19 protein-coding genes and 1 tRNA gene are annotated in these 25,120 nt (G+C 46.8%); 7 read left to right on the plus strand and 13 right to left on the minus strand.

Features of this window, described 5'->3' with window-relative positions; all coding sequences use genetic code 11:
• The first annotated feature begins 17 nt into the window (after positions 1-17).
• The gene (locus L2097_RS20535; RefSeq protein WP_250353639.1) at positions 18-1,262 is read left to right on the plus strand and encodes a capsule polysaccharide biogenesis protein; all 1,245 of its coding nucleotides are present in this window, start codon (positions 18-20) and stop codon (positions 1,260-1,262) included.
• Between the two features lie 29 nt (positions 1,263-1,291).
• On the opposite strand, the gene L2097_RS20540 is transcribed toward L2097_RS20535, so the two are convergent.
• The 4 genes from L2097_RS20540 to L2097_RS20555 all read right to left on the minus strand — a co-directional run bounded on the left by L2097_RS20540 (position 1,292) and on the right by L2097_RS20555 (position 7,436).
• Positions 1,292-2,278 (minus strand): tetratricopeptide repeat protein, encoded by a 987-nt coding sequence (locus L2097_RS20540; RefSeq protein WP_250353586.1) that lies wholly within the window; start codon positions 2,276-2,278, stop codon positions 1,292-1,294.
• A gap of 181 nt (positions 2,279-2,459) precedes the next feature.
• Entirely contained in the window at positions 2,460-5,960 is a 3,501-nt protein-coding gene (locus tag L2097_RS20545) for a hypothetical protein (protein WP_250353587.1), read from the minus strand.
• A gap of 37 nt (positions 5,961-5,997) precedes the next feature.
• Entirely contained in the window at positions 5,998-6,663 is a 666-nt protein-coding gene (locus tag L2097_RS20550; RefSeq protein ID WP_250353588.1) for an ABC transporter ATP-binding protein, read from the minus strand.
• Positions 6,660-7,436 (minus strand): ABC transporter permease, encoded by a 777-nt coding sequence (locus L2097_RS20555; RefSeq protein ID WP_250353640.1) that lies wholly within the window; start codon positions 7,434-7,436, stop codon positions 6,660-6,662. Before L2097_RS20555 ends, L2097_RS20550 begins: the two co-directional genes overlap by 4 nt.
• A gap of 1,202 nt (positions 7,437-8,638) precedes the next feature.
• On the opposite strand from L2097_RS20555, the gene L2097_RS20560 reads away from it, so the two are divergent.
• Positions 8,639-8,714, plus strand: a tRNA-Ile gene (locus L2097_RS20560).
• Between the two features lie 74 nt (positions 8,715-8,788).
• Here the strand turns inward: L2097_RS20560 and L2097_RS20565 are convergent.
• Positions 8,789-9,112 (minus strand): DUF1889 family protein, encoded by a 324-nt coding sequence (locus tag L2097_RS20565; RefSeq protein WP_047373059.1) that lies wholly within the window; start codon positions 9,110-9,112, stop codon positions 8,789-8,791.
• A 780-nt stretch (positions 9,113-9,892) separates the two neighbouring features.
• Positions 9,893-10,369 (minus strand): hypothetical protein, encoded by a 477-nt coding sequence (locus tag L2097_RS20570; protein ID WP_047373058.1) that lies wholly within the window; start codon positions 10,367-10,369, stop codon positions 9,893-9,895.
• Positions 10,370-10,983: 614 nt separating this feature from the next.
• Between L2097_RS20570 and ssp4 the strand changes: the two genes are divergently transcribed.
• The gene (ssp4, locus tag L2097_RS20575) at positions 10,984-11,979 is read left to right on the plus strand and encodes an Ssp4 family T6SS effector (protein WP_142517447.1); all 996 of its coding nucleotides are present in this window, start codon (positions 10,984-10,986) and stop codon (positions 11,977-11,979) included.
• Positions 11,979-12,572 carry a hypothetical protein gene (locus tag L2097_RS20580; RefSeq protein ID WP_047373056.1) on the plus strand — a complete coding sequence of 198 codons (594 nt, stop codon included), beginning with the start codon at positions 11,979-11,981 and terminating at the stop codon, positions 12,570-12,572. The genes ssp4 and L2097_RS20580 overlap by 1 nt, the downstream gene beginning before the upstream one ends.
• A 39-nt stretch (positions 12,573-12,611) precedes the next feature.
• On the opposite strand, the gene L2097_RS20585 is transcribed toward L2097_RS20580, so the two are convergent.
• From L2097_RS20585 to L2097_RS20595, 3 genes are all read right to left on the minus strand, one after another.
• Positions 12,612-12,755, minus strand: a complete 144-nt coding sequence (locus tag L2097_RS20585) for a hypothetical protein (protein ID WP_172399043.1) — start codon at positions 12,753-12,755, stop codon at positions 12,612-12,614.
• Positions 12,756-12,783: 28 nt separating this feature from the next.
• Positions 12,784-13,788, minus strand: a complete 1,005-nt coding sequence (locus L2097_RS20590; RefSeq protein ID WP_250353589.1) for a LacI family DNA-binding transcriptional regulator — start codon at positions 13,786-13,788, stop codon at positions 12,784-12,786.
• A 141-nt stretch (positions 13,789-13,929) separates the two neighbouring features.
• Complete coding sequence (locus L2097_RS20595; protein WP_250353590.1) at positions 13,930-15,816, minus strand: beta-glucoside-specific PTS transporter subunit IIABC; 1,887 nt, start codon at positions 15,814-15,816, stop codon at positions 13,930-13,932.
• A gap of 364 nt (positions 15,817-16,180) precedes the next feature.
• Here L2097_RS20595 and L2097_RS20600 point away from each other — a divergent pair, with 364 nt between their 5' ends.
• Positions 16,181-17,350 carry a GumC domain-containing protein gene (locus L2097_RS20600; RefSeq protein WP_047373053.1) on the plus strand — a complete coding sequence of 390 codons (1,170 nt, stop codon included), beginning with the start codon at positions 16,181-16,183 and terminating at the stop codon, positions 17,348-17,350.
• A 186-nt stretch (positions 17,351-17,536) separates the two neighbouring features.
• Here L2097_RS20600 and L2097_RS20605 read toward each other — a convergent pair whose 3' ends face one another.
• On the minus strand, positions 17,537-18,307 hold the full coding sequence (locus tag L2097_RS20605; RefSeq protein WP_047373052.1) for a siderophore-interacting protein: 771 nt from the start codon (positions 18,305-18,307) through the stop codon (positions 17,537-17,539).
• A 239-nt stretch (positions 18,308-18,546) separates the two neighbouring features.
• On the opposite strand from L2097_RS20605, the gene L2097_RS20610 reads away from it, so the two are divergent.
• A complete protein-coding gene (locus L2097_RS20610) occupies positions 18,547-19,146 on the plus strand; it encodes a PadR family transcriptional regulator (protein WP_250353591.1) in 600 nt (199 codons plus the stop codon).
• Here the strand turns inward: L2097_RS20610 and L2097_RS20615 are convergent.
• The 3 genes from L2097_RS20615 to L2097_RS20625 form a co-directional block, all read right to left on the minus strand.
• On the minus strand, positions 19,143-20,705 hold the full coding sequence (locus tag L2097_RS20615) for a methyl-accepting chemotaxis protein (RefSeq protein ID WP_085005846.1): 1,563 nt from the start codon (positions 20,703-20,705) through the stop codon (positions 19,143-19,145). The genes L2097_RS20610 and L2097_RS20615 overlap by 4 nt on opposite strands.
• A gap of 454 nt (positions 20,706-21,159) precedes the next feature.
• Positions 21,160-22,680, minus strand: coding sequence for a methyl-accepting chemotaxis protein (locus tag L2097_RS20620; RefSeq protein WP_250353592.1), 1,521 nt, complete (start codon positions 22,678-22,680; stop codon positions 21,160-21,162).
• A 135-nt stretch (positions 22,681-22,815) separates the two neighbouring features.
• Positions 22,816-23,037 carry a hypothetical protein gene (locus L2097_RS20625; RefSeq protein ID WP_167337911.1) on the minus strand — a complete coding sequence of 74 codons (222 nt, stop codon included), beginning with the start codon at positions 23,035-23,037 and terminating at the stop codon, positions 22,816-22,818.
• 76 nt (positions 23,038-23,113) lie between these two features.
• Here L2097_RS20625 and ygjG point away from each other — a divergent pair, with 76 nt between their 5' ends.
• Entirely contained in the window at positions 23,114-24,493 is a 1,380-nt protein-coding gene (ygjG, locus tag L2097_RS20630) for a putrescine aminotransferase (RefSeq protein WP_047373471.1), read from the plus strand.
• Positions 24,494-25,120: the final 627 nt, after the last annotated feature.

A 25,120-nucleotide genomic window follows, 5' to 3' on the forward strand; every position in this document is an offset into this window, starting at 1 on the left:
TGGACTCATGGACGATGATGCAAAACAATTCCGTTAAGACATTACTTGCGGGGAAAAAATACTTGCTGTTGCAAGGACCGATGGGGCCTTTCTTCAATGATGTCGCCAACTGGCTGGAGACGCTGGAACGCGAGGCGGTGAACGTTGTATTTAATGGCGGCGATCGATTCTATTGTCGACACCGTCAATTTCTTACCTATAGACAAACCCCGAAGGAATTCCCGACCTGGCTGAAAGAGACGTGGAAGAATTATTCGTTCGATACAATCTTGTGCTTCGGTGATTGTCGACCATTACACAGAGCGGCACACGCCTGGGCCAAAGCGAAAGGTATTCGTTTTCTGGCTTTCGAGGAGGGCTATCTGCGTCCCCATTTTATTACCCTCGAAGAAGGCGGAGTGAACGCTTTCTCTCCCCTGCCCCGCGATCCTGATTTTTACCGGAGCTTGCCCGATTTCCCGCCATCAGAACCCCAGCCGCTAAAACCATCCTCTGCTCTGCGCTACATCCATGCGATAGGGTATTACCTTGTCGGCTGGCGTTATCGCCATGAGTTCAGTCACTATCGACATCATAAATCTTTTTCGCCTTGGTACGAGGCAAAATGCTGGGTGCGTGCGTGGTGGCGTAAGCAATGGTATGGCTGGAAACAACGAGATGTAATGGAAACGCTGCAGACGACACTCAATCACCGCTATTATCTTGCGATTTTGCAGGTCTATAACGATAGTCAGATTCGCAACCATAGCCCATACACTGATGTCCGGGATTATATTAATGACGTTATCTTCTCGTTTTCACGCAAAGCACCTAAGGAAGATGTGCTGGTCATTAAGCACCACCCGATGGATCGCGGTCATCGTCTGTACCGGCCACTGATTAAGCGACTGAGTAAGAAGTATGGCGTGACCAATCGCGTAATATATGTGCACGATTTGCCGATGCCGGAATTACTGACACATGCCAAAGCCGTGGTGACGATTAACAGTACGGCGGGGATTTCAGCGCTGATCCATAACAAGCCGCTGAAAGTGATGGGCAATGCCCTGTACGACATCAAAGGAATGACGTATCAGGGACATTTGCACCAGTTCTGGACGGCGGACTTTAGGCCGGATATGACGTTGTTTAAGAAGTTCCGGGGGTATTTGCTGGAGAATACACAGATTAATGCGGTGTATTATGGCGGAGATAGACTGAGGCAAGTAATAAAACCCGAAAAGCACCGGCATAGTAAAAGAATTAACATGCCCATAAAATAAAAAAAGGCGTTAAAAATTTTTAAGCGCAATTAATTCATTGTTGCTTTTAGTTTTGTTCGTACAGCTTTCAAATGCTCAAGTGTATTTTGATAAGCAGGATGAATGAGATGGGATCTCTTTAAGGCTTCCAGAGAATCCATTAGCTTTCCATTTTGATGCAAATAGACTCCAAGCCTGTTCCAGGCAAAGCCATAAGCAGGATATTTTTCGATACAACGCTTAATTGCCTTATTATAATTTTCACTAAATGGAGCATCGAACAATAAAGGATAAATATCTTCTGGATACAGTTCAGTAGCCATGTGGCCTCGTCCGATAAATGATCTCCCCCCCGATAGAAATTCATTAAAGAAATTAACGATACCAATCTGCGCATTTAAGTACTCAGGTACAATATGTGCAGCACAAGCACAGGAATATAATGAAAAATTTTTATCATATTTCATTGATAATGCACAAAAAGAATCTACGATATCAAACTCGCCAAATATCATATTAACATCAAGACCGGAATAGTCCAAATACCTGATATCTTTAAATTTGTCTAATACTTCAAAATGATTCTCAGCACTTTTTGAATAGGGCAATTTCAGCACTGTTTCAGTACCAAATAAAATAAGAGTTGTATTTACCTTGCGGCTTGAGAGCGCTCCATAGACTAAAGCACCATATCCGCCCATAGATGCCCCTAAACAAATAACTTCGTGTATATGATGGCTAAGGCAAAAACTATCCAGCCTCTCAGATAAGGCCTTGAATGCGGTTGGTAAATCATCTCCCAGACTAACTAAACCGTTTTGATACCAGGAAAAATCAGAAGGTGTTATATGTAATACATTAACATTCAATCTTTCAAATGTTTTGTAAAAACTAAAATTTCCGGGCCCCGCCCCTCTGGAAGAAAAAACAACAAACAACCGTTTGTCCTGAATGTCTTTAGCCCGCCATAAATAATAATCCCGATGCAAATCACCAACAGGACCGATTTCAAAGTCCTTTACTTCTTTTTCCATCATGCACTCCATATTCTATACTCCCTGAAAAGCCCATATTGCAATGTCATGATAACAGTCTAAAGAAATAATAAAATTAAACATAAAAAAACAGAAACTCACTTACAATAATTTTTATATAAAGATACCATGCTCAACCAGCATAGTATCTTTAAAATAAATCCCCTTATAAAAAATAGATTTTTTAATTAAATCTTTTTTTATATTTAAAAAAGACCCGAAGAATTTTTAAGTAAGATTTTTTGGAATCATTAAAGAAAGAATACGGATCTTTGATGAACTTAGAAAACTTTCTTTGCTTACTGGTTTTAATTGGATGCGCATATGTCGATTTTTTCGATGCAACAGTGGCGGGACCCGCAACGGAAACATTATTAATGCCAGTGCCAGAGTTATTTCCCATGACATAATTATAGTAAGCAGAAGCACCTTTTTTCCATTTTGAGCACTTGAGCAATTCCTCAATAATTTTTGGATCAATTGAGCCTTTTGCGTCTTTATAACTATCAAGTACCGGAGATATTAAACACACGGATCCTCCCCCAAAAACATTTTCGACTTCGTGTGATGAAAACATTCCGGCGTCTTTTCCATTAGGGTTATTGGCAAAGTTCAATATGATTTGTGAAGAAAGAATGGATGAGAACTCAATATAATTAAAGTATGATCCAAACCTAATCTTAATGTCTGTCACGAAATCTAAAACTCCCTGGTGGGTCCTCAGTAAAGCCTTTCTTCTGATCACTTCTTCTTCTGCTTCTAAGAACACCATTTTTCGGTTATTGCCTTTACCTTGCATTTTTATAAGACTTCCTTCCGGAGAGCTTAAAGCAGCTTCAAAAATAAAAACGTGATCATTCAATCCATGTCGATAAGCAATTTTATGGTCATCTAAATTTTGTAAGAAGCCCTCAAAATGGTCATTATCAAAATAATCGCGGCTATGATGATGGGTTAAAAAATAAAAACCGTGCAAACTATCACATTGAATAACCTTCTTAAGGTAGTATTGCATTGAACCACTATAGCCAATATCGACAACAGCAGTATTCTCATTTAAACAATCATTAATAAAGCCAATATCATTTAAATAGTCCTTATAACTCTCGCGTTCTTCTTCGGCATTAGCAAAAATAAGATATTGAATATCTGTCAAGAAAGAAATTAACTTCCCAAATTCAAAATATGGTGAAACCATACTATCTTTTTTAAAATTATATTTATTCAAATAAGTTTGATCGATGTCATCTATATTTAAACCAAATCGCGAGGAAAGAAAATCACTAAGTCTTCGTGCATTAAAGTTTTGTGATGCGACTTCGATAATATCTTCGATTGTACGAATAGAAGAGACCATTGCTGTTCTTCGAGAACTGTATAAATACTCGGTTTTTATGTCAGATAGATTACCCGGATAGTAAAAATCAAACGCTTGCTTTAAGATCCAGCCGTCTCTGGACAAAAAATAGACTTTGTTTATTCCTAATCTTCTGACTCTACGGTATAGCCATTGAGTAAAACCGGTAACTAATGGCCCTATTGCCATATATCCATAATTATATTCATCTGCATTAAAAACAGATTCCTTGTTTATTTTAAACCAGTGTCCAGCATGACACTTGTTTGCGAACATACCATTGATTACCGAACTAGAAACCCCTAAATTATTAAGGCTTGAGCGCATAACGTCAGCAATACGCGACTTTTTATAATTATCAATTGCCTTGGGAAATACATATGACTTCATTCCATTCTTTTTTGCCATTTCTCCGTCAGCCTGATTGTTATCGCCGATATGGAGAGCCTGTGCAGGTAAAATAGAGTGATATTTTTTGATATAGTTCAAGTAATCAGGATAAATAGTCCCATTATGTTTTCTTGTTTTTGTTTCTGCAGAGACCCATAATTTATCATATCCGCGAATATTTACTTTTTCTAATATCCGTTCGATTATATCTCGCGATAAATAAATGTCTGTTATAATGGATACGCTTTCGCATATGATTTGTGAAAAATAAAATTCCCGGATCATTTCCTTTTTAGGATGGACTAATTCAACCTCAGCTTCGATTTCAATATTTTTTATGATATTAAGTTCAGGCACCGATAAATCGAAATATCGAGGGAATCTGTTATAAATTTCATCCAGAGTGATCTCAAATTCACCTCTTGATTCTCGACGAAGATCGATTTCCGCTTGCCGCCTGATGTAATAGAAAGGAAAATTTTTATTTTTTAATACTTTTCTAATTCTTGGCTCAATCAGATTAAATAATTCATGAGGTTCAACAAAATCGCGCTCAACTAATGTATCAAATAAATCGTATGAAACAGCTCTGGCATGCGACATAGCAACCCGAAGATGATCCACATCAGGAGTAATGTCGCATTCAACAAGTGTTTTCTTTAATAACCAATCTCTGTTACCAGAAACAATATCCTTTCTGATATCTTCAATATCTTTTTTATCACTAAAATAGTCATATTCATCACACTTAGCTTTAAACTTTGAAAATAAGCGCCTTAAAATGATTATATATTTATCACCATCGAATAAATCATTTTTGTGCGATAGATGTATTTTAGATAGTAAAGTATATATTATATTATCACGATCATATTTTTCCCCAATGTTTACATCCCTGAAAAAATCTTGTATTGAATTATGTGAGGAAAATATATCAACTTGAGAGCATCCCAAACCAAAATAAGGTATTTGCCACAATGCAGCTTGATAACCTATAGACGACGAAACGGATAATGCCCCATCAATATAAGGTAAAATGAACTGTGTAGGTGTGGGCATATCTTTCTCTGAGAAATATATAAATCCAGAAAAATTATCTGACAGATATTTTAGTTGCTCATCATTTATTTGCCGTTTATACCCATGCTCAGTAACAATTACGCCTATTTTATCAGAAGTATGAGCCAGAACGTCTTTGACCATTTCAAACTGGCTAGCATATTGAGTACAACCATTATAGGAGAAATAATTATCAACCTGACATGCCAGTACGATCAATCTGTCAAATCTCTCATACAGTGAGGAGATATACTTCTTCAACGGATGATGAGTTGCTAAACTTTCAGTCGTCTGGTTTCGTAATAAATTAATAACGTCACGCTCATCACTACTTATTTTCTCCTGGCGAATCCGTTCAGCATATTTATATTGATATGAATATTCATATAGCCCGCAAGGATCTAAAAGGCCATAGGCCGGATAAGGTGCGCGAGAGAAAATCCCAAACATTGAATTGAGTAGAAGTGCATCGGGATACATTTCTTTCAAGAATGGAGCGGGGCTTTCATAAGAAATAATTAAATCAGGGTAATAACTCTCAGGAATGCTCTCACGAATAATACCTTTGATTACATTATTATCTTTTTCATTCAGGGTATTATGATATAAAGAAATGCTGGTACTACAATTATCTTGTGACAGCCTACTTTCAAAAAAATCCTCATCAACAATAAAGCATTCTACGTCATCAAATTTTAGACCATTCTTTATAGCTTGTGTAAAAATGTTTTTTGAAAGAATAATTTTCACTTCAAGTGATGGGTCAGCCTTTTTTAGACCTTGAATTTCAGGTAGTAGGTACGAGCGCAAAGTCGAATACCTGAACATTTTATCATTTAATTCTGTACGCGGATCCAAATAATATAGTATCGATTTCATTTATATTCCATTATTTAATTTAAATTAATCCAAATAATTACAAGGATTCATTTTCTTTATACTTTTCGATGGCGTCACTGATGTTATCAAAATACTCACAAACATTATTACGCTCAAGCAACAAAGCGGCAGAACAGTATTCACTTAAAGAAGCAAGGCTATGTGAAACCATCAAAAAATTAGATTCTTCATGTTTTTCTTTAAACAACTCTGCACATTTATTTTTAAATCTTGCATCACCAACAGCTGTGACTTCATCTACCAGATAATAATCAAATTTAAAAGCCATACTTAACCCAAAACCCAGACGAGATCGCATACCCGAAGAGTAAGTTTTTATTGGCATATCAAAATATTTTCCCAACTCAGAAAATTCTTGTACAAAGGCAACTTTCTCTTTTAACTCTTCTTTTTTTGCATATAACCTGGCAACAAATTTCACATTTTCTCTCCCCGTTAAGCTTCCCTGAAATCCACCAGAGAGCCCGACAGGCCATGATACAGTTTTATCTGTGAATATTTTTCCGCTGTCAGGACGATCTATCCCACCAATCATGCGTAAAAGCGTAGATTTTCCCGCTCCATTGCGTCCGATTAATGCAATACTTTTTCCCGTTGGTAATACTATTGAAAGATCTTTAAAAACATAGTGCCTTCCCATTGGGGTTCTGTATGATTTACTCAAATTTTCAATTTGAATCATGATGTCAACATCGCCTCTTCACGGGTACGATATAAAGCTATGCCTAAAAAAAGCGAAGCCAGCGCACAAAACGTTAAATAATGCAGACTTGCACCTTCACTGATATAACCTGAGACCACAGATTCGCGACTTAACTCAATGACATGTACGATAGGGTTCCATAATAAATAAGACCAGTAATCTTTAGGTATAGTATGTAGTGGAAACATCACGCAGGAAATGAAATACAGTGGTTTAATTATTATCGGCAAGAATTTTTCAGTTTCAGGAAATGCATTACCTACAACCATAAATATAAGACCAATGCCAAAGGAAAAAATGATCAGCAACATCCATGTAGCAATCAAAACAAGAATATTCGCAATAGAAAATTCTTCACCTAATAAACCAACTACTGACATTAAGATGATATAAACTCCACTATAAATTAATAACTCCAGAATAACTCTGGCTATAATCGTATCTATTGGTTTTACTGGCCTATAGTTAAATAACCCTAAATTTGCCTCAATGGCGCCGATGGATCTAATAGCTATATTACTAAATAAAAAATAAGGAATTAAACCATTAAGCAAAAATACAGGAAAAGAAATATCAGGCATGTTGCGATGCATAATATAACCAAAGATTGCTAATAGAATAAGCAAATGTGCCGTTGGTTCCAGTATCGCCCATAAGTACCCTAATCGATACTTACCAAAGCGTGTCTTAATTTCGCGCAAGAATAATGCTTTCACAGCCGCTTGCTGAACTTCTAAACCACTTCTGACCATCATCGTGTAACCCTGATATCGTGAGACACGCTACCGCCCCTGGCTCTAGCTACCAGCATGCTCGGGCGCGTTGTATAAACCAAACAGGAAATTAGCTTGCTAATTTCCTGTTTGGCAGAACATCACTTTTCTGGAATAAAATTATTGACAGGAAGATAAAGAAGGAATGATAACAATTGCGAGTATCTTCCTGATACAAAACTCCTGAAATCCTAAATTAACTATAAATGTAGCGAGGTGTCCTGATAAAACATATAACTTAAAAGCATTAATATAATGTTATAAATCAATAAGAAAAATAGTACAGTTGTTAACTCAATCGACCAATAAGGATTATTTTATATCAGATAATTATAAAGACATCAAATTTGTAATTTGAATAGTTTCATTTAGCTCTATTAATTTAGTTATAATATTTATACGCCGAATAATTCATGCTATTTATTTTGTTTTTTCCAATTTACGCACTTTCCTCACCTAAAACATAATGTATTTAATATTAAAAAACAGAGTAACTTATTATTTTTCAACAAAATAAGGCAATTCACTCATCAATTTATTCGAGAGAATGAGTAAATAATAGTCATTCAGGTCGAAATTAATTTATTCATTGTAGTGATACTTATGGAGAATTAGCGTTATCGTGTATCAACAATCACGTAGAAGGCAACTCATGTTAAGTCAGCAGAAACCTCTCGTATGCTGTTCTGTTTCACCCGCAGAATTTTTGAAACCCAGGATTAGGGTCATCTCAATGATAATTTTGTTGTCTCCTGAGGGCTACAGAGGTGCTCCTTTGCAAACTTCCCATTGTCCGGAACAATGAGTACCGTGAATCAATCGTCATCCATTATGTTTAACAATTTGAACCTCGCTGCTATAGCCTAATTATTGAGTGATACCGAATCAGTTGCTCTTCCGCTGGTTACTGTAAGCAGTCAATACTGCCAACCCCGATGAATACCATACCAGATACGATTTTTTGCGCTTAAGGAGCGCCTGGTACATCCAGAGTATTTGGCGATATTCAATATACAGAAAACAACGTGCAGGCTGGCACGAGCTTATCGAGAACATCTTCTCTACCGCTGCAAGACGCGGGACTTAAGTATAACGGATTGATTATGCATTGTTTATAAAACAGGCAGATGGATGGTTGATGCTGGATCGCCTGAACAAGTTACTTTATAATTGCCCGCCACGGCCCCTTAGCTCAGTGGTTAGAGCAGGCGACTCATAATCGCTTGGTCGCTGGTTCAAACCCAGCAGGGGCCACCAAATTAAAGGGCCTGGGTGAAAACACAGGCCCTTTGGCGTATTAAAACCCAGGTGAGTCGCGAAACGAGACGCGCTTAACTTGCCGGGTCAAATTCGGCGTTCATTCGCGCGCGCAGCTCTTCCTTCATATACGAAGTAAAGTATTCAGGATTTTTAATCACCACCCGGTCAGCGGACTCGATTTTATCCGCCCATCCCGCCACTTTTTTTGTGAACTCAGGGTTCCACCCTTCCCGCTCTCCTCGCGCAATAATCTCCTCGGCATGAGCCGGGACACCAAGGTCTTTCAAATACTTAAACATCCCCTTCACCGTACTCTCATCCATGGAATGCGGCGTTGAGGCTGACGTGTTCATACCGCCAATGAAGTCTAATGCTTTATCAATTACTGTTGGCATATTCGTATCCTTAAACTAACCATCTAATAATCACCTCTTCACTATGACCTGAAATGGCGAAGAGTCTGCAATTGATGATTAAATCTGTTACCTGGCCCCAAAATCAGCGTCGTATGTGATGTTTTTCTGCTCGATGACGCCCCCCAAAAGTACAAACGCTTTTTCGCATCTACCGGAACGTTACTGCTTCCCCAGCCGATCATTGCGCTGACGGCCAGTACTACCATCAAGAAAGGTCAGAAGCACATACACGTCATGCTGTTATAGGGTTTACAAATATGCTGGAAAATCCAGTAAGCTAGTTCTGTACCTGGCTATCGTCGGCAAGTCTTACGTGGCGGGCTATCATGATCGGTGAGGCATTATATGAGTTGTAAAAAATGAAACGTGCAATTTTATGGCTTTTACAGTCATATATCTATTTAGTTCCTTTCATCCTCATCCTGGCGGGCGCCTATATATTTGCGCGCTTCATACCTGATTATTTCGGAATAATGACTTTTTTGTGGATCGTCATTGTTACCTTTTTTTATGTCAAATATAACCGATGGTATTAACAGAGACAGGTACCTTTTGCACTTCCGGCCAAACAATGTCCTGGACGATATTCGACTGATGAATGATGGCTCAAAGACGCACGCAGGGGCTCACGGTTGTATTCTGACTATCAATCTTCCGTGAATTCCCGCACCTCATTCAGTTTTTGTGAACCGATAAAAATCGAATATTTCTGTCCGGTATGGCCGGTGAACGCGATCGGTGTCCCGGTTCAGACTGAAATCACATAAATGCCGTATCATGCTCCCGGCTGTACGCATCCCTCACGAACTCAACCCAGGATGAATCCCCGTTCGGCTTGCACAGCGCTTTCCAGAATACGTCGTCAAAGCAACCCGTCAGGAAAAGATAGCGGCATACATTCATTAACTCATCGGGACGCCAGTCGCGCGCACCGCCAACGCCCATCAATTCGGACTCCAGACAGCTATAGGTCAAGTGGTCCTCTTCATCTGCCCATGCCCGATTGAGGCGTTCGTAAATCGATGCGCCTTTCTGCGCCGTAATCTCAAAATAGTCACCGTATAACTCATGAGGAAGATACTGATGTTCGCCTCCCAAATCGTGCAAAAACGGATAAACGCCGGATTCCCAGGCAAAAATATATGCGTCGGTATATTCCTTATGATGCTTTCCCAAATGCATGATCTGAATTCGCTGCTGCGTGAACATGGCTTTCATTATGTGTTGATCAGACATCGAACCTGGCTCCTTTTCGAATGCGACAGTCATTTTCGGCTCTAAGGTAATGCACAACGTACCAGGCCGCCAGCGGTGAAAACGTGGCAACATGAGCGTTTTGTCTATTTTGAGAATTAGCCCCCAATCCCGAGACGACTTCATCTCGAATAAGGTTACAACGCGCCTGAATTTACCGGCATGTTAATGCTGCTAAAAAAAGATTTCTCGTTGCTAAATACATCACTACGTTTTAATTACACGTTGTAATTATTCACATCAAGACTATCTCATATCATCACTGTGAATAGGTAAAAGCCCGATTTTTGGCGGGGTGAAGTTTGCCTGTTCGCTGTCTAAAATAAGGAAACTTTAACGTTTCCTTTGCCGTTGGTCAGTAACTATAGCAAGCGAAAAATCAATAAAAACAAATTAAATCAATAAGTTAAAATATAAAAATGCACTTCCGTTCGTTCCATACAGTCCAGAATATTACGTGAGTATCTTTGTCTGGTCTGAATATTGTGTGGCGAAACAGGTCCACACAAAGGGGAAAAAAACCCGTTTGTTAGCCCTGGGAGTCCAGGAATAATCCTGGATTAATACTTTGTACTCATCATTACAAGGAATGAAAAATGACGCTGCCCGGACTCAACCCCGAAGCAAATATGCCTGGCTATGATTTTGCTCGCTTTAGCGGTAAAGGTGCGACAGATTTCAATTTCGATGCGCTTGGTGCAGCGATGGACTGCACACGTGATTTTGCGCAGGCTGGAATTATCTACGCCGATGGCCCGGAGCGATACCTCGTACGCCCCAGTAAACGTCACCCGAACGGACAAAGTGGCATCGTCACGCATGTGGTTGTGACAAAGCCTCCCGCACAAGGCTCAAAAACCACTGTGGGTCAGTCGTTGACCGATGCCGTTTCCGCAACCTCTCTCGGCCCGGAAATCGCCTCTACCGTCCTCTCTTGCGGCGCGATGATCATTACCGCCGGGGTCATGGCCACTGCGGGGGCTGCCGTCCCGCTCACTGCCGGAGCCAGCGGTGCGCTGGTGGCATTGGGTTATGCCGGTGCGGCTGCCACAGGTTTACAATGCATAAACGGTCTCTATCGTTTGTATGACCTGGTGGAGAATGGCGGGGAAGATGTGGCCTGGCTGGATTCGCAAGGCTGGTATAATGCCACCTCTACCGCGCTCGATCTTATCTCGCTGGCAAGCGCTGGCGGCGTACTGAAAGAGGTTGTCACGACGTGGCGCGCAATGAAGTCCGTTTCATCATTGAAAGCGTCTCAATGGCTGAAAGAGTACCCCCGTCAGGATCGCAAACGCCTGACGGAGCTCATCATCAAGCTGCAAAACCCTGGCATCAGTAATAAGGAAATCAAAGCGCTTATCCGCGCAGGCATCTACCCGAAACGGTTCCCGGTTGAACCCGTACAGGTCGAACTTACCCGGCAACTGGGCAACCTGGTCACCAGTGCGGCCGCGCTGGCAGGAAGCGCGGTAAGTGGCGTCGTTGCTTCGCCGGGTAATATACCCAAAACCGGGCGATACATTGCGGACGGGATCCCCAAAGCAAGCCGCTATATTGTGGGCACCATTCAGTCGCTGGCGGTACTGTAATGCGCCTGACCACGCTCATTTCTGGTTGGTTTTTTTGTGATCTGCTGGCGCATGGCAGGGAGATGGAGCAGGTTATTGCCCGCGGCGATAACAGTCTGTTGCAGCATTCAACGCCAGAACTGGAGCGCTGGTTTGATAAGCCACCGTCTGAACTGCCCCGCCAGAACGGATTTCCGCTGGCGTTTGTACTGCTGTTTTTTCTGATAGCCTTCGCCTGTAATTTACTGACGCTGATGTCGATGCTGCCCAGGCAGACGCCGCCAACAAGGGCGCTTCTCTTCTTTCTGCCTGCAATCCTGTTTATTTTCAGCAACCTGACTGCCACCTGGCTTATCGCGCGCGGTAAAACATCCGGACTGGCGTGGTATGGCCTGGTGCATGGTGTTCTTACCGTGCTGAGCGCGGTGCTTCTGGCGATCACCGTGCTGAATGGGCAGATGCATCATGCGGTCATTATGCTGGTGGCAATGCTCATCATGTTGGCCTGCCGCTATGTGCTTAATGGAAGAGGGTTTATTTTATTCGTGCTCTATAGTCGCACGCAGCGTATCGCCACATTGTCTCGCGGGATGCGCATACGATCGGGTCAGTAAGGGCAACAAAGCCGCCATGCGTTACGCGCTGGCGGCTTTTTACGTTAATGGCAATAACCCGATGCTAAAGGTAATCAGCCCGGGCACAATGCCAGGTGAATTCGCTATCACCATCGGCCAGTTTTTCCTTTCATTCAGTACCCGTACGTTACCCACAACAACATGCGCTTTTGCGTAAAACATCACGCTTCGCCTTATGACGTGTGAATATTCACTCCGCGTTAACGCGTCGGGCAACTGACTCCCGGCTCACCAGGGTTCCCTGATGGGAAAACACAGTTTTTTCATCGGGATGCAGTACTATTTCGACCGCATCGCGGATCATTTCGTCCATCGGGACATGGATAGTTGTCAAAGAAGGCGTGTAATACTTACCAATCACCGAATCATCGAACCCGGCCAGCGAAATCTCCTCCGGCACCGTTTTCCCCGCATCCTGAAAGGCTTTCGCCAGGCCAATTGCCATATCATCATTGGCTGCCAGTACGCAGGTAAACGGGACATTGAGCGCCAGCAACTGGCGTCCCGCCTCATAACCGCTTTCGGTGCTCCAGGCGCCCCGCACCACCAGTTGTGGATCAGGGCTGATACCCGCTTTTCGCAACGCATCGCGGTAGCCGCGTAAACGGCGCTCGCCGGTGGGCGAACCACATACGCCGGCCACGAATGCTATCCGGGTATGCCCCTGGGCCAGCAAATGTTCCACCATTTCTTCGCTGCTGCGGCGATGATCGGTAAACACGCAGCGGTTTCGGTTTCTGATAAGTTCACGATTAATGACAACTATCGGCGTCTGGTTGCCGTCAATGATGTCATCCAGCTCACTGACCGACAGATATTTGGGATAGATCATGATGGCTTCGCAGCGAAGCTCGAGGAGCAAACCAATGGCATCGCGCTCGTCCTGAGCACTGTGTTTCCCGTCTGCAAGCACCAGTTGCCGGCTATGACCTTCACTGCGGGTCGCCGCCTGATATACCATGCTTGAGAAGAACGGGCCGTTGTACAACCCGTTGGTGATAACCAGCCCAATCGAATTCGTTTTGTTATTAGCAAGATTGCGCGCCAGCTGGTTGGGCCGATAGCCGGTGTCAGCAACGGCCTGTAAAATTTTGGCCTTCACCTCTTCCCGGACAAACACCTTACCGCTTAACGCGCGCGATACCGTCGCCTTTGACACTCCTGCCATTCTGGCGACGTCCAGTATCGTTACCATAAGAAAACCTCGATCAATGGGTGGCTCACACCGAGTCGGGAACATCCAACTCAGAAACATGCTGCAAAAGCGTGCGACTCGCGAAGCCCGACGGGTTACGCCGTGGCTTCGTTGACACCATGTTCGTGCGCCCGTGTCTCCTTATGCAAGAGACATCAGCGGCGCCCCCCGACCAATCGCGCCATCAAGCTGATGCTTTGTCAGCGTGAAATCTTCACTGTTCACCACCAGAACCGGGGTTGTCAGGTCATAGCCTTCGCGTTCGATGCTGGCTTTGTCGAATTCAAGAAGAGGCGTACCCGCTTTGACCACATCCCCCTCTTTCACCAACGGACGGAAATGTTGCCCCTGCAGGTTGACGGTATTTAACCCAACATGGATCAATAATTCAGCGCCATTATCGCACAATAACCCAATGGCATGATGTGACTCGATCACGGTCGCTACCGTCGCGTCGCATGGCGCTACCACTTTTCCTTCTTCCGGCTTGATGGCAATACCATCGCCAAGGGCTTTTCCAGCAAACGCATCATCTGCCACGCTTTCCAGCGCGACCACTTCGCCTTTCAGCGGGCTAAGCATCTCTATCGCGCTTACCGCTGCGATATGGGGCGTCGCCTGTGATTTAACCGCATCAGCGGGTTGGCTTTCTTCTTCGTTCGCCGGATCTTCGAAGCCCACGAACTGCACCATCACAATCGTTAGCACGATACAGGTTCCGGCACCCACCAGTTCGCCGACAAACGACATTGGCGCATTCGGACTGATGGCGTTAACCAGGGTAAACAGACCCGGCAACGCAGCATAGGCGTAGTACAGGCTACCGAAGAGGCTGGCGACGACCGCGCCAATCGCCCCGCCGATACAGCCGCAAATAAACGGCTTTTTAAAACGCAGCGTCACGCCGTAAATAGCCGGTTCGGTGATGCCAAAAATCGCCGTAATCCCGGCTGACACGGAGGTCGCTTTTAACTGGGTATTGCGGGTTTTCAGGAACACGCCAAACACCGCCGCCATCTGGCCGATAACCGCAATGGTCTGGTAAGCCTGGAAAGAGTCGTACCCCTGGGTGTCGAAATTCGCCATGATTACCGGCGTTATTCCCCAGTGCACCCCGAAGATAACAATAATCTGCCACACACCGCCAATTACCGCCGCCGCAACCGCCGGTGCCGCATGGAACAGCGCGTTATAACCATTTGCCACCCCCATTGCCGCCCAGGTGGTAATGGGGCCAATAACAATCAATGTCAGCGGCACAATGACAACAAAACAGATCAACGGCGTAAAAAGCGGGCTCACGACTTCCGGGATCCATTTTTCTACCCGGCGTTCGAACCAGGAGAGCGCCCACACCAGAAACAGCGGCGGCAAAACAGAGGAGGTATACACCGTTTTAGACAGCGGAAAGAAGAGGAAAGTAATACTCTCCCCACCGGCAATACGCCCCGCCAGCGCCGCCCAGTCCGGGCTAATCAGCGCACAGCAGCAAAGAACAGCGATAAACGGGTTACATTTGAAATGGCGCGCCGCCGTGATGGCGATAAATACCGGCAAAAAGGCAAATGGCGTCCAGGACATAAAGTTGAGCACAGCGAAAGTGCCGGTGGTTTTGATATCGGCATCTATCAGGCTGACAACAATCAGCAGCCCCTGCAAAATGCCTGCCGCCGCCAGAATGTAGACAATAGGCGCGAATACGGCCGACATGGTGGCAATCACCGCGTCGAGCTTACGCGTTTTTTTCGCGGCGCTGTTAATGGAAGCCGTCTCTTTTACCAGACCCGACATCGCGTTGAACACGTCTGCCACGTGGGTACCGATCACCACCTGAAACTGTCCGCCGCTCTCCACCACCGCAATGACACCTGGCAGACTTTGCACCCGACGTTTCGCATCAGCGGGCGTTTCGTTCAGGACCAGACGTAAACGCGTGGCGCAACGGGTAAAGCTATTGATGTTCTCTTCCCCTCCAACTTCCCGGAGAATATCACTTGCTAACTTATTGTAATCCCGAATCACAGCCATCTTTTTTCTACCTTTTATTTTCGGTAACTGAGTCATGCAATGAATGAAACCGGTTTCATGCTAACCTGGACAATCCACCATGCAACCGGTTTCATGGAAATATGAGAGCTAAATCACTCGATAAGGTGAATATGAAACAACCGGGAAATGGGGAAAAAACGTACCGGGGAAGTATTTCTTTCAGGAATACTAACGCCTGTAACTTGTCACCTGTATTATGATTTCAGCCATATCGGCTTAGCTGAACTGGTGCTAATCTTTCAGGGTTGAACGCAGCGGCTGTGGTTACGACAATGAGCTTATTTCGTGTTTGATCATTAACAACTACCATTAACTCAATCTTTAAGCGCCTTAGCAAAACACCATGAACAAACCTATAAAACGGCTTGAGATCATTAAATACGCCATTGAACTGGAAGATGAAGGCATTATTCAGAGCCAGCTTCCCTTTCTAAAAAATGAAGTCACCGACAGTGAACTGGCGTTCATCGTATGGGCGCTTGAAGAGAAAAACTATTCCGATGCGTTGCGCACCATCAATGCCTGGCTGCAGAGCCAGCGTTCAGTGGTGCAGTGGCAGGATCCGCAGGTTGCCGCCAGCAAGCTGGAGCTGAAAGCGCTGGAAGAGCAGTTGCGTGAGTTAATCGATAAACGTAACACACGCATTCAGTTGCTGGATGATTTTAACGATCTGTACCTCACCCGTCTTGGACCATTGATGTCACAGATCCTGCGCCTGCGTAAGATCCTCGCCGAAGCCGCTGTTCGTCGTCAGGAAGCGGAAGCGCATCGTCGTGAGGCAGATTATCTTCGCTGTCAGAAATATCTGTCGCAGGCGGTGGAGGTGCTGGTCACCCTTACCCGCCGCTGGCAAAGTTTCCCGCCACAGTCCCCACAGGCTGCGGAAGCGCGTAAACATCTGCAGCAGCAGAACGCGCTGATCGCCTCTTTGCTGGCCGAAGCGCAGGAACTGGAGCAAGGCTTAACGCGTGAAGATGAACCGGCGCGTCAGGCGAGGGATGAAGCGCGCCAGGAGTATGAGGAGTACCAGGAACAACAGCACGATGCCGAGCAGCGTTTTGGCTTCGAACAGAAGATGTCGCCGGATGAGCGTGTTGAACTGAAACGCTTGTGGCGCCAGGCCAGTAAACTTTGCCACCCGGATTTAGTCGACGACGCCTTTAAAGAGGAGGCGCATGCCATGATGGTTCAGTTGAATCAGGCCAGGCAGCGCGGCGATCTGGGGGCGATTCGCCTTTTATTAACCCGCCTGCAAAAAGGGCTGGAGCCGTTAATGGCCAGCGATCGCCTTAACGATCTTGCCCGCCTGCGCCAGCGTATTCATGAGGTGAAGCAGCATATTGCCAGCCTGATCGATGAGCTGAATGCGCTGGAGAAAGAGGAGTCGTGGCAACTGGTATCGTCACTGACCGATCAGGAAGGGTATTTCCGCCAGCAAGAGAAAGCCCTTGCCGAGATTCGTCAATCGCTGGAGCAACAGGTCAGCGAAGCTGAATACGACGAGGTGGCGTAATCCGGCCACCTCCCGGATGCGGCGCAGACGCCTTATCCGGGCTACTCACCGATACCCACTGCACAACCGCAGCACCACCGGGGACTGAACGCCCCCACCGCACAATCGTAGCCCCGGTAAGCGCAGCGCACCGGGGAGTGGGATAAGTGCAGTACTCCCCCTCAGAATGAAGGAAACCGCAGCGAACTACTTCTTATGCCAGTAAGCCTGACCACGAACCTGTTGCTGGTCAATATCCCCAGTCGCATAGTGCTCCAGCAGCGATTTCACCACCGTACCCTCGCCCGTAAGCCAGATAAAATAGTCTGTCGGCGGCACGGCAACTGACGCCAGTTTATCCATCACCGTCTGCCCGTCATGACCAATCACCCACTCAATATTGTAACCCTCTAAATGAGCGAAATAATCTTTGTAAGATGCATCCGCAATGGTGACCACCGCTTTCACCTCCGGTCGTACCGCCAGGCGGCTTAACCCTTCCAGGCGACGGCGCAGCGCCGGCATCCCGGACTCATCGCACACATACAACTGCCAGGCATAATCCTCAGGCACCACCAGCGATCCACGCGGACCGCCGATCGTGAGTTTGTCACCCACCTGGGCCTGCATCGCCCAGGCGCTCGCCACACCCCCTTCATGAATAAAGAAATCGATCGCCAGCTCATGACGGCGCTCATCATACAGCGGTGTGTAATCACGCGATGCGGGGCGCGGGCCATCAGCCCAAACGATACCCTCATCGGTTACCTGTGGGGGAGTAAACTGACTGCCAGGCTGTGGGAAGAAGACTTTGGTATGGTCATCGAACCCGCGAGAGGTAAACCCCTCCAGCGCTTCGCCGCCCAGCACAATGCGCTGGAATGCGGCACCCACGCGTTCGACGCGTAATACCGTCAACTCGCGAAAACGCAGCGCATTGCGCACACGCTGAGGATAACGTTGTTGTTGGATTGTCATAATCGGCCTTCGTGAAATTGAATACGATATATCTAAATTGATTTCCAAATGATAATGATTGCTGTTTGTCGCGATGGCAAGCATTTTTTAGATACACAAAAACCGAAACGCACAACCTGCAAAAAAGAAAATTTAAAATTATCAAAATCAATTAATTAAATAATTACCCAAAAACAACCTTGTCAGTTTTTTAATTTTAGATATAAATTAGATATATCAAATTAACGAAGAGGAAGAACATGCGACACCATCACAATGCATTCGATGAAGAATGCCAGCACGGTCACGACGGCGAGTGCCAGACCGGACGTCGCGGGGAACATCATCGCGGTCATCACGGCGACGTCCACCACGGGCGCGGCGGCGGTGGACGTCGGCAACGCTTTTTTGGTCATGGGGAATTACGTCTGGTTATCCTGGATATTCTGACCCGTAACGCCAGCCACGGTTATGAGTTGATTAAGGAAATCGAAACCCTGACCCAGGGAAATTACACACCCAGCCCGGGCGTGATTTACCCAACGCTGGATCTCTTGCAGGATCAGCAGCTTATTATCATTAACGAGGAAGACGGCGGACGTAAAAAGATAGCCATTACTTCGCAAGGCCAGGCGTGGCTTGCCGAAAACAACGAACATCTGCAGCATATTCAGGCGCGTATCAAGGCGCGAAGCGTGGGTTATCAGTTACGAAAAGATCCGCAGATGAAGCGCGCGCTGGAAAACTTCAAGGCGGTACTGGGTCTGAAAGTCAACCAGTCAGAATTAAGCGCCGCCCAGTTAAAACAAATTATCGGCATTATCGACCGGGCAGCGCTGGATATCTCGCAGCTGGATTAGGCCATTACCCCATCTTCACGCAGACGGAAGACTTGCACCAGTTCACGCAGATGCGTCGCCTGCTCGTTCAGCGCCGCCGCCGCTGCAACGGACTCTTCCACCAGGCTTGAGTTCTGTTGCGTGGTGGAATCTATCAACCCGATAGCGCTATTGATTTGCGAAATGCCGTCGGTCTGTTCGCGGCTTGCCTGGCCAATCTCACGCAGGATGATATCCATCTCCTGAACGTTGCTCACCATGCCGTTGATCAAGCTACTGGCTTTTTCCACCAGCGCCATGCCCTCACGGGTCTGGCTGGTGGAATTTTCAATAAGCTGGCGGATTTCATTGGCTGATGCGGCGCTCTTTTGTGCCAGTTGCCTTACTTCGCCAGCCACCACCGCAAAGCCACGACCATGCTCGCCCGCGCGTGCCGCTTCGACTGCGGCGTTTAGCGCCAGGATATTGGTCTGGAAGGCGATGGCGTCAATCAGGTTGATGATGTCAGACATGCGGTTGGACGTCTCATTGATCACGCGCATCTTCTCGGTGACCTGTTTCATCATCTCGCCGTTGTTTTTAACCACATTGGCCGCGTCCGCTGACAGACTGGTGGCTTCGGTCGTATGATCGGCGGTGTTCTTCACGGTGGCGGTAATCTGCTCCATGGACGATGCGGTCTGTTCGACAGAACTGGCCTGCTCCTCTGTACGGGCTGCCAGATCCTGGTTTCCGGCCACAATTTGCGCCGCAGCGCTTGAAATACTGGCCGAGCCGAACTGTACTTCCTGAACGATGTCGACCAGGCGGGTTTTCATCTCCATCAGTGCACGCAGCAACACACCCGTCTCATCACGATAATCAGAGTGGATAGTGCGGGTTAAATCCCCGCTGGCAATCGCCTCAGCAAACGTCACCGCTTCACGCAGCGGACGAGTAATGGCGCGCACTATCACCCATCCCAAAAGCGTACCCACACCGATACTAATAATCGCCAGGGCAATCAGCAGTAAGCGGTTGGTCGTGAAATCGCTTTGGACCTGTACGCTGCCATGACGCATCTGCGCATCCTGGATAGCAATCAGGGCCAGCACTTTCTCTTTGTAGGCTTTTTGGATTGGCACCATTTTGGTCATCATTTCGGTGATAGCGGCCGAATGGTCCTGATTCTTCACGGCTTCCAGAATACGAAAGCGCGAGTCCAAAAATTGCTGACGAATATCTTTAATTTCGGCGAGGATTTTTTGCGATTCGCTGTCATGGAGGTTTTTTGTCAGATCGTCCAGAAGCGTCGTTACGCGGGAGCTAATTTCACCGAGTTGCTTCTGGGTCTCTTCCTGCCATTTACCGTCAGTGTCCAGTAACATGAGTTGTTGCGTATTGACGAAGGTCTGGAAGTTATCGATGAGTTGATTGGCTTTTACTGTGGTCGGATAATCATTGTGAATAATTTCCTGCATCCCATTATTAGCACGATTCAGGCTGAACAGTGAAAGAGCGGAGCTGGCTACCATCAAGACAATAAAAAAACCGAACGCGAAAAATAATTTCGCACCAATTTTTACATCATGTAAAAACATATATTCCCCCATGCACATGATTGTAATTTTGATAAAAAACCCTTTTTAACAAAGAGTTAGATATGTTGCTTTTAAAGAGACGCCAGAAATAATATCTCCACTGCATGTTATCGGTAACCGCAGCGCTAACTTTATGAGATTGATCGTTTTTTTATTTCGATTGTGATCATTCTGATAGTTATCAACTATTAATGGAGATCTATCGATCGTTATATGTACTAAGGGAAGAAGTTGCGCAACGTATATTAACCGTGCTTAATGATCTTTTAATAGGAATAACAAGTTAAATTATATGTAATATAATCGATCAAAAAAGAAACCATATTTAATATTAATTTAACATTTTATAAATATAAAAAAAACAAATTAGACCATGCTATATAACCATGCAGATAGAAAGGTTAAATAAATATAAGGAGAAAACTCCCTCTCTTTTATTAGAGAGGGAGAAGAATTAATGAAGCACGGAAACGGCGTCCTGCAAACGACTGGCGCGGTGTTTTACCATGGAGGAGACATTGGCGTTTTCGGCTACCAGCCCGGCATTTTTTTGCGCGATGGTATCAAGCTCTGCCACCGCATGCGTCAGCTCCGACAGCCCTTGCGCCTGTTCAGAAGTCGACTGGCTAATTTGGCCAATCAGAGAGGTCACGTTCTGGACCTGGGTAACGATATTGTCCATCGTCCTGCCTGCCGCGTGGACCTGCTCATAGCCTGACTGAACTTTACTGGCGCTGGCATCAATCAACTTGCGGATATCATTTGCCGCGCTGGCGCTGCGGCTGGCAAGGTGGCGAACTTCGCCAGCGACCACCGCAAAACCTTTGCCCTGCTCGCCGGCACGGGCGGCTTCCACCGCAGCATTGAGCGCCAGAATGTTCGTCTGAAAAGCGATGTCATTAATCAATGCGGTGATGGAACCAATGCGCTGTGTACTGTCGGCGATTTCGTCCATTGTCTTCACCACCGTTTCCATCGCCTTGCCGCCATTCGCCGCCGCGCTACTGGCGGAGCTGGAGAGCTTGTCAGCCTCCGTGGCGGTATGGGAATTATTCTGTACCGAGGCGGCCATCTGACTCATCGTGGCAACCGTCTGCTGAACATTGACGACCGTCTGACGCGTACGTTCGTTCAGATCCTCGTTACCTTTTGCCAGCGTTTCACTACCGCTGCGCACGCTACTCACCTGACCGGCAACATCGTGAATCAGCCAGCGACACATTAAACCCAGCTGCCCAACCGACCGCAGAGTCAGGCCCAGTTCGTCGCTACGTTTCAGATGCGTCACGCTGTTACGTTCCCCTGTCGCCACGCTGAGGGCCTGACGGGCGACCTCTTCAACCGGACGCACGATTTGCCATTCAAGGCAGGCACAGCCTAACAGCAACATGGCGGCGCTGAACAACATCGTTGCCGGACCATTTCCGAGAAGCCACAGACCGGTCGCCAGCAGTATCCATAGTAGCGCCATCATCCCACGCGTCCGCCAGCGCAAAGGCAGAGACGGCAGTTTACCCAGCCAGCCCCGGCTCACCACCAGCCCTTTATGGATACGCTTTGTAGTTCGTCCTTCCTGGATGGCCTTATATAAAGGTGTCACAGCGTCAATTTCTTCCTGGGTGGCGCGGGTGCGAATGGACATATAGCCCGTCACTTTTCCGTTACGCACCATTGGCGCAGCGTTCGCCCGTACCCAGTAATGGTCGCCATTCCGGCGGCGGTTTTTAACGATACCACTCCAGGGTTCGCCCTGTTTAAGGGTGTACCACATGTCCGCAAAAGCGGCTTTCGGCATATCCGGGTGGCGTACCAGGTTGTGCGGCTGGCCGATCAATTCGTCCAGATCAAAGCCGCTTACCTGAGAGAAGGTGTCATTAGCGTGGGTGATATAGCTTTGCAAATCGGTGGTCGACATCAGAGTGGTGTCAGCGTCAAGGGTATATTCCCGTTGCGTGACAAACGGCGGAGCAGACATGATTAGCATCCTTTGCAAGTTATTCGACTGTTAAAAATTTTATCGAATGTTATTTCGGCGATAATGAATTTATCTTTAGTTGTTAAATTTGATTTAGATCGCAATTTGCGATTAAACCGCACTATTTGTATGTTTTTAAATTGCTGATTTATATAGTAACGGATTGAAACTACCAAATTTTCCTGATTTATCGCTGCGCAAAAATGAGGCAATAATCGCACCACCACGGTGCATTTTGCTTAAATAATGCTCAATGCTTGTTTTCCTTTCCTCTATTTCAGAACGTAACAAAGGGTAAGTTCCGGGATCTAATCTCGCAGAACTGCGTTTTTCCCTGGTGTTTATCCCGATTTTCATTTGCGGCTTCGATGTGGCGCAATCCCTGCAATACTTAAATCAGTATCATGTGATACGCGAGCCCCGGGAGCATATTTTGAACAGATTACCTTCCAGCGCATCGGCTCTGGCCTGCAGCGCACACGCACTGAACCTCATAGAGAAACGAAAGCTTGATCATGAGGAGATGAAAGAACTAAACCGAGAGGTACGGGAATACTTTAAAGAGCATGTAAATCCGGGGTTTTTAGAGTATCGAAAATCTGTTACTGCCGGCGGGGATTACGGAGCCGTAGAATGGCAAGCGGGAAGTCTGAATACGCTTGTCGACACCCAGGGACAGGAATTTTTAGATTGTCTGGGTGGGTTTGGTATCTTCAATGTGGGGCACCGTAATCCAGTAGTGGTTTCCGCCGTACAGAATCAACTCGCAAAACAACCTCTGCATAGCCAGGAGCTTCTCGACCCACTGCGGGCGATGCTGGCAAAAACACTGGCGGCATTAGCCCCAGGCAAACTCAAATACAGCTTCTTTAGCAACAGCGGCACAGAATCCGTCGAAGCGGCGTTAAAGCTCGCCAAAGCGTATCAGTCGCCACGTGGCAAATTCACTTTTGTCGCTACCAGCGGCGCGTTCCACGGTAAATCCCTGGGTGCGTTGTCTGCGACGGCGAAATCGACCTTCCGTAAGCCGTTTATGCCGTTACTGCCGGGCTTCCGTCATGTGCCGTTTGGCGATATCGAGGCCATGCGTACCCTGCTTAGCGAATGTCATAAAACCGGCGATGATGTCGCTGCGGTGATCCTTGAGCCTATTCAGGGTGAAGGCGGGGTGATCCTGCCACCGCAGGGCTATCTGCCAGCCGTGCGTAAGCTGTGTGATGAATTTGGCGCGCTGCTTATCTTTGATGAAGTGCAGACCGGGATGGGGCGTACGGGCAAAATGTTCGCCTGCGAACATGAGAATGTTCAGCCGGACATTTTGTGTCTGGCGAAAGCCCTCGGCGGCGGCGTGATGCCGATCGGTGCGACGATCGCTACCGAAGAGGTCTTCTCTGTCCTGTTCGATAATCCTTTCCTGCATACCACTACGTTTGGCGGTAACCCGCTGGCCTGTGCGGCTGCGCTGGCAACCATCAATGTGCTGCTGGAAGAGAACTTACCGGCACAGGCTGAGCAGAAAGGTGACATGCTGCTGGACGGCTTCCGCCTGCTGGCGCGGGAATACCCGGATCTGGTACAGGATGCGCGCGGCAGAGGGATGCTGATGGCTATCGAGTTTGTGGATAACGAAATCGGCTATACGTTTGCGAGCGAAATGTTCCGCCAGCGTGTACTGGTTGCCGGGACACTCAATAATTCGAAAACCATTCGTATCGAACCACCGCTTACGCTGACGATTGAGCAGTGTGAGCAGGTGCTCAAAGCCGCTCGCACCGCACTGGCAGCGATGCGCGTGGCGGTGGAAGAAGCGTAAAAGCAGACTGTGCGGCCTTCTCCCCCTCACCCCTGCCCTCTCCCTCAAGGGAGAGGGTGAAAAGCGGCCCCTGCCCGCTCGCTCGATTCCCTCGCCCCTCAAGGCAGAAGGGGAAAAGCCGCCCCTGCCCGCTCGCTCGATTCTTTCGCCCCTCAAGGCAGAGGGGGAAAAGCTGCCCCAGCCCGCTCGATCGATTCCCTCTCCCCTGGGGAGAGGGTTAGGGTGAGGGGAAACAGGCGGCAGCGAGGCTTGTTCCGTTCACCTCCAGTCCTGCTAAACATGCCAAATCCGTCACTCGTGAACGTGCTAAGGGGGCTTGCCGCCGCCCCCTTAGCCATCCCCGCGGCCCCGCACGGAAATCGGTGCTTCGCACTGCGCTCACCTCCCGACCCTCAGCCTGCGGTCGGTTTGACTCGCCGTCCTGGCTCGACAAACCTCTGTCCGCCCTCCCTGGCGGCCAGCCCTTGTCTTCCGGCCTCCGGCTCGCCGATTTCAGCGGGGACTCAATACCCTCGCTGAAAGTCCGGAACAAAATGAAAAAAGGAATAGCTGTAGGGTTTCTTTCAGGAAGCAGCGGGGTCATTTCATATTTAATGCACTTTCTGGCAGCGAGGGTTTTCTGGTCCG

The sequence above is a fragment of the Citrobacter sp. MNAZ 1397 genome (assembly GCF_023613995.1).
GTDB classification, from domain to species: domain Bacteria; phylum Pseudomonadota; class Gammaproteobacteria; order Enterobacterales; family Enterobacteriaceae; genus Phytobacter; species Phytobacter ursingii.

Bases quoted from the DNA above. Each gene is read 5' to 3' on its own strand.
- L2097_RS20620 (WP_250353592.1), bottom strand. From the start codon at position 22,680: ATGTCTGCTCCGCCGTTTGTCACGCAACGGGAATATACCCTTGACGCT.
- L2097_RS20610 (WP_250353591.1), top strand. From the start codon at position 18,547: ATGCGACACCATCACAATGCATTCGATGAAGAATGCCAGCACGGTCAC.
- ssp4 (WP_142517447.1), top strand. From the start codon at position 10,984: ATGACGCTGCCCGGACTCAACCCCGAAGCAAATATGCCTGGCTATGAT.
- L2097_RS20540 (WP_250353586.1), bottom strand. From the start codon at position 2,278: ATGATGGAAAAAGAAGTAAAGGACTTTGAAATCGGTCCTGTTGGTGAT.
- L2097_RS20595 (WP_250353590.1), bottom strand. From the start codon at position 15,816: ATGGCTGTGATTCGGGATTACAATAAGTTAGCAAGTGATATTCTCCGG.
- L2097_RS20535 (WP_250353639.1), top strand. From the start codon at position 18: ATGCAAAACAATTCCGTTAAGACATTACTTGCGGGGAAAAAATACTTG.
- L2097_RS20625 (WP_167337911.1), bottom strand. From the start codon at position 23,037: ATGAAAATCGGGATAAACACCAGGGAAAAACGCAGTTCTGCGAGATTA.
- L2097_RS20545 (WP_250353587.1), bottom strand. From the start codon at position 5,960: ATGAAATCGATACTATATTATTTGGATCCGCGTACAGAATTAAATGAT.
- L2097_RS20580 (WP_047373056.1), top strand. From the start codon at position 11,979: ATGCGCCTGACCACGCTCATTTCTGGTTGGTTTTTTTGTGATCTGCTG.
- L2097_RS20590 (WP_250353589.1), bottom strand. From the start codon at position 13,788: ATGGTAACGATACTGGACGTCGCCAGAATGGCAGGAGTGTCAAAGGCG.
- L2097_RS20605 (WP_047373052.1), bottom strand. From the start codon at position 18,307: ATGACAATCCAACAACAACGTTATCCTCAGCGTGTGCGCAATGCGCTG.
- L2097_RS20615 (WP_085005846.1), bottom strand. From the start codon at position 20,705: ATGTTTTTACATGATGTAAAAATTGGTGCGAAATTATTTTTCGCGTTC.
- L2097_RS20585 (WP_172399043.1), bottom strand. From the start codon at position 12,755: ATGTTTTACGCAAAAGCGCATGTTGTTGTGGGTAACGTACGGGTACTG.
- L2097_RS20555 (WP_250353640.1), bottom strand. From the start codon at position 7,436: ATGGTCAGAAGTGGTTTAGAAGTTCAGCAAGCGGCTGTGAAAGCATTA.
- L2097_RS20570 (WP_047373058.1), bottom strand. From the start codon at position 10,369: ATGTCTGATCAACACATAATGAAAGCCATGTTCACGCAGCAGCGAATT.
- L2097_RS20550 (WP_250353588.1), bottom strand. From the start codon at position 6,663: ATGATTCAAATTGAAAATTTGAGTAAATCATACAGAACCCCAATGGGA.
- L2097_RS20565 (WP_047373059.1), bottom strand. From the start codon at position 9,112: ATGCCAACAGTAATTGATAAAGCATTAGACTTCATTGGCGGTATGAAC.
- L2097_RS20600 (WP_047373053.1), top strand. From the start codon at position 16,181: ATGAACAAACCTATAAAACGGCTTGAGATCATTAAATACGCCATTGAA.